Raw genomic sequence first — 13413 nt, forward strand, 5'->3', positions numbered from 1 at the left:
ATGAGTAAAAGTTCTTATGCTTTATATCACAAAGTTCATTGTCCATATTGTCGACAAGTCATTGCCGCAATGAAAAATAGCAATGTAGCCCTTGAATTATGTGATACAGAGAAAAATTTAGCCTTTAACAAGGAATTAATTCAAAAAGGAGGAAAGAAACAGGTACCTTGTTTAAAAGTCATTGAAAATGGGCAAGAATCTTGGCTGTATGAGTCTGGAGATATTATTAAGTATTTGAATAAAATAACGTAGTCATTGATAATAGATGAAACTACAGATTAGTCGTAATAGCAGTAAAAATCTATATGATTTACGTAACCCTTCGAATAGCATTTATTTATGAATAAAAAATCTCAAATACTCAAATTAGCTGAAAATAAAGTAAGATCTGGTGGCTATGGTAATTTTAGCTTTAGGGAACTGGCTGATGAAATTGGCATTAAAAGCTCAAGTGTTCATTACTATTTTCGTACAAAAGCTGATTTAGGTGCCGCACTAGCACACCAGTACGTAGATGATTTTTTAGCGTTATTAAATGCTGAAAAAGCAAAGTTAAAGGGCCATAGTGCGATTAATCTCTATATTAATGCTTTTAAAACGGCATTAGAAAAAGACAATCAAATGTGTTTATGTGGCTTGTTAGGCGCACAATCTGATGCACTGCCAGAGCAAGTCAACATAGAAATAAAACGCTTTTTTGAATTAAATATAAACTGGTTACAAACAGTGTATATAGACGAAAAAGGTTTAACAGTAGACATTGCTAAAACTAAAGCTATTCAGTTATTAGCCACTTTAGAAGGGATGATGATTTTAGCAAAAGTGTTAGACGATACAACGGCTTTTGATAGCCTTACTGACTTTGTTTAGTCATCTGTAGCAAGTAAATCCTTATAATGTCGTTCACACCGTTGTCATGGTTGATGACTTCATTCGATAGTACTGACGATAATTTATGGTATCTAAAATAACAGCGATTGATCCTTGTTTTACGCTACAGCGTATAAAATTATATTGACAAATATTCCCCGAGCTGACAGTAATTAATATTTCATTACTTTAATCATGTTATTTATCAATCACAAATAAAATAAGGTCAGGTATATGCAACGAATTATTAAAAATGGCATTGTTGTGATTTTTAGTTCATTTTTGCTATCAGCCTGTAGTTTTAGTTTTATTTATAACCACTTAGACTGGTGGAGTAATTGGTATCTTGACGATTACGTTACCTTAAGCCAAGAACAGCAACAAACATTTGATACAAAATTTAATGAGCTGCACATATGGCACCGACGAACACAACTCAGTGAATATAGTCGGCAACTTATCACACTAAAAGCCCAAGTAAATCGCGGTATTACCGTAAAAGAAGTCGACGATCAGTTAGTTAATATTAAGCAGCATTGGCTTGTAGTGCGAGAGCAAGCAAAACCGGCGCTGATATCGTTAGTTCATAGCTTGAGTAGTCGCCAAAGAAAACAAGTCATCGATGAAATTGCCAGTAATAATGAAGAACGTCTCGAGGACTATGATGAGTTATCTCAAGAGCAATGGCTTAACGAAACATGTATAGAACGACAAGAGCAGTTCAAAAAATGGTTGGGGAAGTTAACTGAAAACCAAAAAATTGAAGTATGCCAACTGACCAAAAGTCTAGCACCGACATTTAATCATAGAATGGATTATCGAATAAAATGGCACTCAGGTCTAAAACAGGTATTAGCCATGGGATTAGATAGACAAGAATATGAAGTGATGTTTACCGAACTTATTTCTGAACCAGAATTATTAAAGTCTGAGCAACACAAAACATTATCTAAAAATAACAGTGATACCTCTGTAAAAATATTTCATATTATGATGAACAGTCTAACAGATAAACAATTGAATCGACTAAATAATAAACTTGATGGTTTAATTGATGATTTAAAAGAACTGGCTATAAATACTTAGTAGCAGAGCTTGTTTTAAAGCCTTTATATAAGGCAGTTTTACGTTGACGTTGTTATTTCACCCCCATGCTTAATTTTAATTATCTCATCTTTGCTGTACCCACCTGAAAATAAAACTATTTTTTCACATAAAAAGTAAACTTAATATTGGTTTTATCGTATAACATAGATCAATTTATAAGTATCATCGGTAATAAGTGCGATTAACGTGCAGACACCCAGTAAAAATAATTTAAGAGAGTGCTAAATGAACGATATTAATTCACCACAAAAACCGGTGGAAGTGACCAAAAAACCTGTTGTTTGGGGAATACATTTGATTGTAACCATCGTTATTTTTGCTATTGCTTTTTCAATTATTGCCGCAATGTTTGCTAGTAAACCTACTCCACGTAAATGGGGAGGAGGTCCGCCGGCTTCTGTTGGTGTTGAAACAGTACAATTAACGGCTACGGATTACCCTGTTTGGATTAAATCTTACGGCTCAGCTGAGCCTTTAACTCGAACGCAATTAGTTTCAGATGTCAGTGGGCGTGTCATTGAGGTCGCTAATAATATTCGAGCAGGAGCATCATTTAAAACAGGTGATGTTTTACTGGCGATCGACCCTCGTGATTATCAGATAGAAGTTGATGTTGCAAAATCAACAGTCGCCAATGCTTGGGTAAAATACAAAGAAGAATTGGCTCAAGCAGATGTCGCTGAGCGCGACTGGAATGTTAGACCTGGTAGCAAAGCGGGTCGCGATTTAGCACTTCGCATTCCACAAGTTGCGGCTGCACTCGCTTCTTATGATGCATCTAAAGCGCAATTGGCGAAAGCCAAACTCAACCTTGAGAGAACCCAAGTTAAAGCCCCCTTTGATGGAAAAATTTTGAAGCAAATGGTTGATTTAGGGCAAGTTGTTAATCCCTCTCAAACTATTGCTGAGATATATTCCACTGATTATATTGAAGTAAGATTACCGGTAAAAGCCCAAGACCTAGCGCACATCTACTTACCCGATGAATACAATGCACCAGGCAAAGAGCCTACAGACAACAAGGAACATCAATCTGTTGTTCTTTTTGAAGGTGAGTTAGGTGGTAAAACTTATACGTGGAAAGGTAAGTTAGTGCGCAGCGAAGGAGCTTTTGATTCATCTACTCGTATGCTTTACGTTGTTGCCAAGCTTGATAATCCTTTTGTTAGCTCTCCCCAACTCCCCGCATTACGTGTTGGGCAGTTTTTAAGAGCAAAGATTGAAGGCACACAATTGAAGAATGTCTATGCTATTCCAAGAAGAGCAGTAAGTCAGAATAATATGATCGCGGTTGCAGAAGATGGTTTGTTGCAAAAACGCGCTATTGAACCTTTGTGGACAGATGTTGAGTCTGTCGTTATCTCTGCCTCATCACTTACTGGCGACATTTATAATTATGCTGCCGCTATTGATTCTACCGATAAACTTATTTTAACACCAACGGCCAATTTAGCCGCGGGTACCCGAGTTAAATCATTGAATGACATTAATTCGACAACCAATGAAGAATTAGTTAAAAAGAAAGTGTCAACACCCGAAATGAATCAAGAGATACGAGACAGTGGTAGTGAAAAGCAAGAAGGTTTACCTGCTTTAAAAAAATCCCAAAATAATTCATCCACTTCAAGTACGGACTAGGAACTCATTATGCATGGTTTAATCGCTTGGTTCGCTCGTAATGACGTTGCTGCTAATCTTCTTATGGTGGTCATCGTTGCCGTCGGACTTTATAGTTTGTCCAACAAAATCCCTGTAGATCTATTTCCTGAATTTGCAATAAATACCGTACAAGTCAGTACTGTTTTACCTGGCGCTTCACCACAAGAGGTTGAAGAAGGTTTAACCATAATAGTCGAGGAAGCGATTCAAGATATCGACGGCATTCGTGAAATGACTTCCCGCTCTAATGAAGGCAGTTCAACCGTGACTGTTGAAGTAGAAGATGGTTTCGACGTTAGAGAAGTACTCGACGAAATGAAAGTTCGCGTAGATGCGATTAATAATTTCCCCGTTGAAGCTGAACGTCCTTTGGTGACAATGCCTAAGCGTATGCGTGACGCTATTGGTGTGGTGATGTATGGCGATTATGACAGCTTAACATTACGCCGTTATGCTGAAGATGTTCGAGATGAAATAGCTTCGTTGCCTGGGGTTACTCAAGTTAGTGTTGATAACTCTTTGCGTTTTGAAATATCGATTGAAATACCTGAATGGTCATTAAGAAAATATGATATTACCTTAGAGCAGGTTGCCGACACTTTACGACGTAACTCTACAGATGTATCCGCCGGTAATTTGAAAACTGAAGGTGGAGATATTTTTATCCGCAGTATTGGTCAAGCTTATAAAGCAAGTGACTTTAGCCAGCTACCGATATTAACCGATAAAGATGGTACATTAATCCGCTTAGGTGATATTGCCGTTTTACGTGATGAATTTGAAGAAACCCCCTTGAGAACAAGATTTAACGGTATACCCGCAATAGAGGTAGAGGTCTTTCGCGTTGGTGATCAAAGTATTATCGAAGTAACTGATGCCGTTAAAAATTATATCGCAGGTAAACAACAAGCACTACCTGTAGGGTTAACGATGACTTACTGGCGCGATCGCAGTAAGTCGATAAAAGCACGTTTAGCTACGCTTACTACAAGCGCTTGGCAAGGTGCGCTATTAGTTATTCTTCTCTTAGCTTTATTTTTACGACCCGCCGTTGCATTCTGGGTGTGTCTTGGTATTCCAATGTCATTTATGGGCGCATTTATATTGATGCCATTTTTTGGTATATCTTTGAATTTAATGAGCCTATTTGCTTTTATTTTGGTGCTAGGTATTGTTGTCGATGATGCGATTGTTACGGGGGAAAATGTTTACGAACATATGCAACGCGGTACTGATCCCCTTACCGCTGCCATTAGAGGTACTCAAGAAGTTGCCGTGCCAGTTACCTTTGGTATTTTAACGACTGTTGCAGCGTTTATACCTCTGGCTCTACTTGAAGGAAGAGGCAGTTGGTACCAGAGTATTCCTTACGTTATTGTGCCGGTTTTACTCTTTTCATTGATCGAGTCTAAATTGGTATTACCCGCGCATCTTAAACACATTAAACCGCGTACAGGCGCGCCATCGCGGCTAACACGCATTCAAATGGCAATATCGACCTCTTTAGAGACGTTTATTGCTAAATGTTATCAACCAACATTAGCATTAGCGCTGCGCTGGCGTTACGCGACGCTGGCAATTATGTTCTCGTCACTTTTTATAGTCATTGGTGCGCTTTCAAGCGGACAAACAAAATTTGTATTTTTCCCTCGTGTGCAAAGTGAAGTAGCAACAGCAACACTAACAATGCCAACAGGTACCGCCTTTGAAAGTACCGATCGTATTGTTCAACATATGACTACGCAAGCGAAGTTATTACAAGAGAAATATATTGATGCCGAATCTGGTGAGTCTATTATTAAGAATATTTATTCTATTAGTGGCGGACGTAATTCAAGTACGGGACGTGTTCGTGTCGAAACAATCCCCCCAGAAGACCGTAGCACAGACATTGGCACTCAACAGATAGTTGCAGAATGGCGTAAAATGGTTGGACAAGTCGCTGGCGCTGAGCAGTTAAATTATCGAGCTGAAATTGGTTGGAGTAGACCCGCTATTAATATCGAATTGCGTGGCAAGAATGCTGATGATTTAGCTGAGCTAGGCGATAAGTTCAAAAGTAAATTAACGCAGTACTCAGCAGTTTCAGATGTTGAAGACTCAATGTCTGATGGCAAAGAAGAACTACAATTAAAACTTAAGCCCGAAGCAACGCTACTTGGACTTAATTTGAATATGGTTGCAAGACAAGTTCGTCAAGCAGTCTACGGTTTTGAAGTTCAGCGTATTCAACGTGGGCGTGAAGAAGTGCGAGTTATGGTGCGCTATCCTATTGCTGCTCGACAGTCGATTGAGACGTTAGAGCAGATGATGATCAGAGTTGAAGCCGGTCAAGAAGTTCCGCTATGGCAGATTGCTGATATCGTACCTGGATTAAGTCCTTCGAGTATTTTACGTATTGATCGACAGCGAACACTTTCTATTACTGCTGACTTTAACAAAGAACAAGGTAATTTGTCTGCGGTGCAGGAAGAGTTAGAAGAGTTTTTACAACAATCGATAAGTACGTATCCAGGCATGAATTATGAAATGGCTGGTGAAGCTAGAGATCAAAAAGAGTCTTCTCAAGAACTGAAGTTTGGTATGTTTGGCTTGTTATTAGTGATTTATATCCTGCTTGCCATTCCGTTTAAAAGTTATTCCCAGCCTTTAGTGGTGATGATGGTTATTCCTTTTGGCATTGTCGGTGCGGTAATAGGTCACTGGATAATGGGTATGGATTTAACCTTACTGAGTCTGATGGGGGTCTTAGCGTTATCGGGTGTGGTGGTTAACGATTCACTGGTCCTGGTCGACTATATTAACAAAAAGCGTGCTGAGGGAAGTGCTGTCTTTGAAGCTGTTTATGCCGCTGGTGGTCGTCGCTTTAGGCCGGTTTTACTGACATCATTAACAACGTTTGCTGGTTTAATGCCACTTTTATTTGAAAAGAGTACTCAGGCACAGTTCTTAATTCCGATGGCTGTAAGTCTTGGCTTTGGTATTTTATTTGCAACAATCATTACATTGTTTTTAGTGCCGATAAATTATTTGATTATGGAAGATATCAAACGCTATTTCGATCGTTATAAAAATGACATGCGTTGGTTAGTACGTAAAGGCGTTAGTAAAGGAAAATCGTTATAACGTCAGCTGTTAAACGCTCAACTATGTTGTTGCGATTACACTAAAAAATTGCCAACCTTTTATTAGGTTGGCAATTTTTTTTTCATAATAAAATTTAATCGCACTATTATCTGCAGTGCTAATTTCTTCAAATTTTATTAAAATATGCTTAACACAGTAAACTGTTTACTTAAAATAACACTTTGGCTACAATATTTCGTCAAGGTTAGCGCTGATACTGATATTTATTAAAATATTCCTTGACCAATCACCCCCCTCTTTGCCCACGAATTTATTCAAATGTAGAGATTTAATTAGTGAGCCAAGAATTAATGTACGACAAAAATAGCATTATCATTATTATTACCCTTTTTATCTTGATGTTAATTATTAACCAAATAGGCTACAGCTTCGGTTTACGTAATAAAGACGCAGAAAACACCGAGATGAAAAGTCAATCTCCGGCTATTCAAGCCGGCATTCTGGGTTTATTGGCTTTGCTGCTAGGTTTCACCTTTAATATGTCACTGCAACGTTATGATGGACGAAGCAGCGTGGTTATTTAAGAAGCTGGCGCTATTTCAAGAGTAGCCATGCAAGCAAAACTATTGAGTGGTAAAGTAAAAGATGACGTTTTTGATGAATTAGAGTCTTATCTATCACTGCGTATTTCACTAAGCCAAATAGATTTGAGCAATGTAGACCAACGTATGGCTGTGAACAAAAAGGTCAGTAAATCACAAGCGAAACTGATTGAATTAGCACAACAAGAATTGGAAAATTCAAGATCATTGTTAATTGCCAATGGCTTTTATCAGTCATTGTCCAGCATGATTTAAATTGAAAACAAACGTTCGGCTATGCTTAGACTCCATGTGCCCGAGCCGGTATTGTTTTTGTTGTTCAGTGTTTTTGTTACTGTTGGCGGCATGCTTGGTTATAATAGCGGGTTAGGGAACAAGCGTCCCGCATTTCCCACGATATTATTATTCACCTTAATCATCTTAGTGGTCTTTATTATCATTGATTTAGACAGACCTAAGCGCGGTATTATACAAGTTAACCAAGATAGCCTGCATGATGCGGTCATGCCCCTTCAAGATTATAAAACTGAATATTGTTAATGTTTATTTAAGCTAGGGATATTAAAATTTAATAGCTATTTTTGGTCATTTAATAATGAATAGCTATTAGACATTCCCCTTTAAAAGGGCAAGGCACTTAAGGTTGCGGCTGAAACTTCACGTTATATTCGTTCGAATATATCAATACTAGTCCGGTTGATACCAACCTACCTAGCTAAGCGTTTGATAGCGATAATCAAGATTATAAAAGTTGATAACGACCAAGCTCTTAAAATATTATTTATTTAAAAACATTGTCTTGCAAACTTCCCTCTACTCTTTTCTCACTATATTCCCTGATCATTTGTCGCACTTTCTACGACGCATTGACATCAGCTAATACCGCCAGTTTTTCAAAGCTCGCCTTTTTTAGCATCAATGATTACTGTAAATTTGGCTGTTTTTTTTTCCATCTTTAATGTTTGTATAGCGACATGTTATTTTGATTATCATTTAATTAAAATTGTATTGTCTTTTAATTGGAATATAATCGTCGTTTTGTTGACTGCCATGTGAAATATTAACCGTTAAATTACGCTTATCTATTGATGATATTTACCCATATTTATTTTATGTAAGCAAGACATGCAGATAAACCCCAAACATACTTATATTATGGCTGTTCTTAATTTTCAGCCTTTAAAAGCGTTAGCCACTGGCTTTTTTTGATGGTGACCGTTGCCTTGTATTCTCTTTGCTTACTCTGTCAAAGGAATATCTAATGCAGCGCTGCTCGCTGAGATAAAACGTTTTTTGACAAATTTTAAATTAACTCAGAGAAATATTGTGAAAAAATTAATAACGACTGTATTGCTGCTCCTCTTTGCAACACCTGTTTTTGCCGCTGGAGCCGGCGAAATTGATCTCACTAACACTGTTGCAGGATTTACTGCATTAACGATTTTTATTATCGCTTACCTACTGGTTATTAGTGAGGAGTTTCTTCATCTGAGAAAGTCAAAACCGGTATTGGTCGCCGCCGGTGTCATCTGGCTGATTATTGGTTGGATTTATACTCAACACGGCATTCCTAAAGCGGCAGAAGAAGCTTTTAATCATAATTTATTAGAATATGCTCAGTTATTATTATTTTTATTAGTCGCGATGACTTATATAAATGCGATGGAAGAGCGAGGGGTGTTCGATAGCTTACGGGTTTGGATGATTTCTAAAGGGTTAAGTTTACGCAGCTTGTTTTGGTTAACCGGCATGATGGCATTCGTTATTTCTTCGTTTGCTAATAATCTAACGACGGCAATGTTGATGTGTGCCATTGTCCTTAAAGTGGCTCCGAAGGACCTTAAGTTTATTAACATTGCCTGTATAAATATAGTGGTCGCCTCTAATGCTGGCGGGGTGTTTAGTCCATTTGGAGATATAACCACTTTAATGATATGGCAGGCAGGCTTAGTTAAGTTTGAGCAATTTTTTGTACTATTTATACCTTCGCTGGTCAACTTTTTAGTCCCTGCCATTATTATGAGCTTTTTTATCTCTAATGAAAGATCAACACCGATAACCGATGAAGACTTCATGCTAAAACGTGGCGCGAAGCGAATTATTTTCTTATTTATACTCACCATAGCAACGTCAGTTGCCACCCATAGTGTTGTTAACATGCCACCCGTGTTAGGAATGATGATGGGCTTAGGTTACCTCAAGTTTTTAGGGTTTTATTTAAGAAGAAGCCTTCCTCGTTCATTAGATAAAAAACGTACCTTAGCAACCATCCGTCATGATGAAAAAGCCCTAAAAAGATTAGGTAATATTGTTCCTTTTGATATTTTTGAAAAAATAGCACGCGCAGAGTGGGATACCTTATTGTTTTTTTATGGGGTTGTTATGTGTGTTGGCGGGCTCGGTTTTATGGGCTATTTAAGTTTAGTATCAGACTTACTATATACCAACTGGGATCCTACTTATGCCAATATTGCTGTCGGCGTACTTTCAGCTATTATTGATAATATCCCTGTTGTTTTTGCTGTCTTAAGTATGAACCCCGTGATGGATTTACAACAATGGTTATTAGTTACAATGACCGCTGGGGTAGGGGGAAGTTTACTGTCGGTTGGCTCTGCGGCGGGTGTTGCTTTAATGGGGCAAACGAAAGGCAAATACTCGTTTGTTGGCCACCTTAAATGGAGTTGGGCTATCGCTTTAGGCTATAGCGCCAGTATCTATGTTCATTTTTTGATTAATGGCTAAGTAATCTGGAACACCTTTAATGTAACTGCTTTATATTAAAGGTGTTCTCTTAGAATATTGAACGACTATTAGGCCGGGCTTGGCCCCGCTAAACAAAGTAATAATTCACGCACGACTTTCGCCGCAAAAACATCACTATTTCCTGTACTGTCAATTTTAGGCGCTAACTCGACTACATCACAGCCAACAAAATATTTAGATCGCAATATTTTGCATAAGCTAATCAATGAATGAAAATCTTCTCCGCCTGGTTCAGGTGTTCCGGTACCTGGAAAAAAGCTTGGATCAAAATAATCTAAATCTAAGGTTAAATAAATAGGTGTATCTTGTGCAATCGCCTCAACACTGGCAAGAAATTCAGCTCTGCTTTTTTTGAGTGTTTGATGTGCTTTCATCCATTGATATTCTTCACGAGTACCTGAGCGAATACCGTATTGTATTAGCTTATTATCTTTACCAAAATGATCGGTAATACGGCGAATAATAGCGGCATGGGAATAATGATATCCTAAGTAACCATCGCGTAAATCAGCATGTGCGTCGAGATGCAATATGATTAAGTCAGGGTATTCGGTCAAATACTTCTTTATTGGAGCGTAAGAAATAGAATGTTCGCCGCCTAAGGTGACAATGCGAATATTATTTTCTTTTAAAGCAACATTTTCAAATAAGGTGTTAAAAGCATCATTAGCATTACTATAGGCGTTTTCTATATCAGCTTGACAACTTTGTTCATTAATAGATAAATCAATCGGTAAATTACCTAGATCAACAAATGAAATATCTTCAAGGTCTGCGTCTAAATACGGAGAATACGATTCAATACCATCAGAAACGGCTCGAAGTGCGTTAGGCCCATCTTTAGTGCCTTTTCTAAAGCATGCGGTACCATCAAACTCAAAGCCGATGATGTGGCTGGTATTTTGAAAAATACCTCGCTTATCTTTAGCTCCTTCAAAAGGTGTTGGCGGGGATATTAAACCCACATTAATTTCTTTAACCATATTCATCGAGTCGTGATACCTAACGGCAATATTTTCTTAATTATCCAAAATAAAGGCTAAATGTATAGTTTTATTTATAAAATATAGTGTTGTTAATAAAAGGAGGGCTATTGAATAGCAAGCTTGTTGTTTATTTTTTCGATGTTAGCTACATTATTTTATTGATAAAAATGAAATAATTTGTAAAATGACGCACTATTTTTTAATGAGGAGTTGTTATGTTTTTTGAGGGATCAGAAAAAAAAGCTGAAATCTTAATCGATGGTAAGCAGCTTTCTTTACTTAACGATATTGATGACGAATTTTGGTCAGCATTAGTTCATCGTAGTCAAGCTCAAATACTATCTTCGATTGAAAATGAGTATTGCAAAGCTTTTTTGTTGTCCGAGTCGAGTTTATTTGTCTGGTCAGATAGAATATTAATATTAACCTGTGGTGAAACGCAGTTAGTTAAAGCGGTAGAGTTTTTTATTCAAAAATTTGGCACAAAAGTGATTAAACAGCTTACTTATCAGCGTAAGAACGAATATTTTTCAAACGCCCAGCCTAGCTGCTTTGGTGATGATATCAAATTAATTAATCAATATTTACCGGGTAAGGCTTATCGTTTTGGTGAAATGGACAGTCACCACAACTACGTTTTTCATTTAGATAACGACTTTACTGCTGATACTGATGACATTACCTACGAGTTACTCGCCTATCAAATAAGTGAGCAGGCTTCGAAACATTTAACACAAGCTAATTTGACAGCTGAAGAAATTCGTCAGTTTTTGTGTATTGATAGTATTCTACCTGGCTTTATTATTGATGACTTTGTCTTTTCTCCTTACGGTTATTCACTTAATGCGATTAACGAACAGCAATATTTAACCATTCATGTGACGCCTCAAATGGACAGTAGTTATATTAGCTTTGAATCGAATATAGATTTACTTTTGCTTGCGCCAAAACTTTTAGAGATACTGGCACCAAAATCTTTTGATTTAATGAGCTTTAATGAACAAGCTTTTGAGCAAAAATTAAGGGTGTTAATTCCAACACAATATGTGAGTAAATCACGTGTTTGTAAAAAGCTTGATAATGGCTATTTAGTAAACTTTGCCAACTATATTCTGCCACAGACAGTCTTTGCTGAGCCAATTATGATTGATATTTCAGGAGAAAACCATGCACTCTAATTTATGGGTAGAAGAAAAGTTTGAAGACTTTTTGGGGATTAAATTTAAAGTAGAAAAAGTACTTTTCTCTGGGAAAAGTGAATTTCAAACCGTTGATGTTGTTGAAACTAAAGGTCATGGTAAAATGTTACTAAATGACGGTTTGATTATGGTCACCGAGCGAGACGAATTTGCTTATCACGATATGATAAGCCATGTGCCCTTGTTTGTGCATCCTAACCCTAAAAATGTTTTAGTGATTGGTGGTGGTGATGGTGGAACGGCAAGAGAAGTCATTCGTCATCTATCAGTAAAAAAATGTACTATGGTTGAAATCGACGTGATGGTTGTCAACGCCTGTAAAGAGCACATTCCACAAACCGCTTCAGCACTCGATGATGAACGCATAGATCTTATTATCGGTGATGGTGTGCAATTTGTTAAAGAAACCACTGAGAAGTTTGACGTTATTATTGTCGACAGCACTGATCCGATTGGACCGGCTCAACCCTTATTTGGTGAAGCATTTTATAAAGATGTTTTTAACTGTCTAGCCGATGACGGTATCGTTGTTGCTCAGGGAGAGTCTTCTTGGTATGCCATGGATATTCAACAATCGCTATTGAAAGTATTAAACAATGTCTTTCCTAAAACTTATTTGTATAGTTTTAGTAATTTAACTTATCCAGGCGGCTTATGGAGTTTTACTTTTGCGTCTAAGCAATACCATCCTATTAATGATTTTAACGCTGAACGGGTTGAAAAGTCAGGCTTAAGTTTTGATTATTATAATGCTCCGCTACACTCTGCTGCCTTCGCCTTACCTAGCTTTGTCAAAAAAGGTTTGCTGGGTTTAATTGATAATTAAGTCATTTTAAACGGCCAATAATCTTTAGACGTTTGCGTTGTAACTGTGTAAGTAAAAATCACCAGACAAGCTATAGCTAAGTAACTCGCTTATTTTGCTATAGCTTATGATTACTCCCCAAGTGATCCCCTTATTTTACTGTAGCTTATTTGCTATAGCTTATGATTATTTCCCAAGTGATCCCCTAATGCTCTTTTATTTATATTTATATTTATACTTGTGCAAAGGATATTGTTCATTTTTACATCGACTCATTAAACTATTGGCAACGATTCTTTTTACTGATGCTTAGCAGGTAAAGCGCTAAGTCT

12 protein-coding genes are annotated in these 13413 nt (G+C 37.4%); 11 read left to right on the top strand and 1 reads right to left on the bottom strand.

Going from position 1 to position 13413, the window contains the following annotated elements; genetic code table 11:
• From H4J66_RS14385 to nhaD, 9 genes are all read left to right on the top strand, one after another.
• Positions 1-252, top strand: a complete 252-nt coding sequence (locus H4J66_RS14385) for a glutathione S-transferase N-terminal domain-containing protein (RefSeq protein WP_182175710.1) — start codon at positions 1-3, stop codon at positions 250-252.
• A gap of 87 nt (positions 253-339) precedes the next feature.
• Complete coding sequence (locus tag H4J66_RS14390) at positions 340-870, top strand: TetR/AcrR family transcriptional regulator (RefSeq protein WP_182175711.1); 531 nt, start codon at positions 340-342, stop codon at positions 868-870.
• A gap of 234 nt (positions 871-1104) precedes the next feature.
• Positions 1105-1956: a DUF6279 family lipoprotein gene (locus H4J66_RS14395; protein WP_182175712.1), complete on the top strand. Its 852-nt coding sequence runs from the start codon at positions 1105-1107 to the stop codon at positions 1954-1956.
• A 246-nt stretch (positions 1957-2202) separates the two neighbouring features.
• The gene (locus tag H4J66_RS14400) at positions 2203-3615 is read left to right on the top strand and encodes an efflux RND transporter periplasmic adaptor subunit (protein WP_182175713.1); all 1413 of its coding nucleotides are present in this window, start codon (positions 2203-2205) and stop codon (positions 3613-3615) included.
• 9 nt (positions 3616-3624) lie between these two features.
• Positions 3625-6762, top strand: coding sequence for an efflux RND transporter permease subunit (locus tag H4J66_RS14405; RefSeq protein WP_182175714.1), 3138 nt, complete (start codon positions 3625-3627; stop codon positions 6760-6762).
• Positions 6763-7058: 296 nt separating this feature from the next.
• A complete protein-coding gene (locus H4J66_RS14410; protein ID WP_182175715.1) occupies positions 7059-7307 on the top strand; it encodes a hypothetical protein in 249 nt (82 codons plus the stop codon).
• 27 nt (positions 7308-7334) lie between these two features.
• Entirely contained in the window at positions 7335-7580 is a 246-nt protein-coding gene (locus H4J66_RS14415) for a hypothetical protein (RefSeq protein ID WP_182175716.1), read from the top strand.
• A 21-nt stretch (positions 7581-7601) separates the two neighbouring features.
• Positions 7602-7865, top strand: coding sequence for a hypothetical protein (locus H4J66_RS14420; RefSeq protein ID WP_182175717.1), 264 nt, complete (start codon positions 7602-7604; stop codon positions 7863-7865).
• 783 nt (positions 7866-8648) lie between these two features.
• A complete protein-coding gene (nhaD, locus tag H4J66_RS14425) occupies positions 8649-10070 on the top strand; it encodes a sodium:proton antiporter NhaD (protein ID WP_310650667.1) in 1422 nt (473 codons plus the stop codon).
• A gap of 68 nt (positions 10071-10138) precedes the next feature.
• Here the strand turns inward: nhaD and speB are convergent, their stop codons facing one another.
• Positions 10139-11080, bottom strand: coding sequence for an agmatinase (speB, locus tag H4J66_RS14430; RefSeq protein WP_259369135.1), 942 nt, complete (start codon positions 11078-11080; stop codon positions 10139-10141).
• A gap of 212 nt (positions 11081-11292) precedes the next feature.
• On the opposite strand from speB, the gene H4J66_RS14435 reads away from it, so the two are divergent.
• Together H4J66_RS14435 and speE are read left to right on the top strand one after the other, a co-directional pair.
• A complete protein-coding gene (locus tag H4J66_RS14435) occupies positions 11293-12255 on the top strand; it encodes an adenosylmethionine decarboxylase (protein ID WP_182175719.1) in 963 nt (320 codons plus the stop codon).
• Complete coding sequence (speE, locus tag H4J66_RS14440; RefSeq protein ID WP_182175720.1) at positions 12245-13102, top strand: polyamine aminopropyltransferase; 858 nt, start codon at positions 12245-12247, stop codon at positions 13100-13102. The genes H4J66_RS14435 and speE overlap by 11 nt, the downstream gene beginning before the upstream one ends.
• Positions 13103-13413: the final 311 nt, after the last annotated feature.

Source organism: Colwellia sp. MB3u-55, assembly GCF_014076785.1.
Taxonomy (GTDB): domain Bacteria; phylum Pseudomonadota; class Gammaproteobacteria; order Enterobacterales; family Alteromonadaceae; genus Colwellia_A.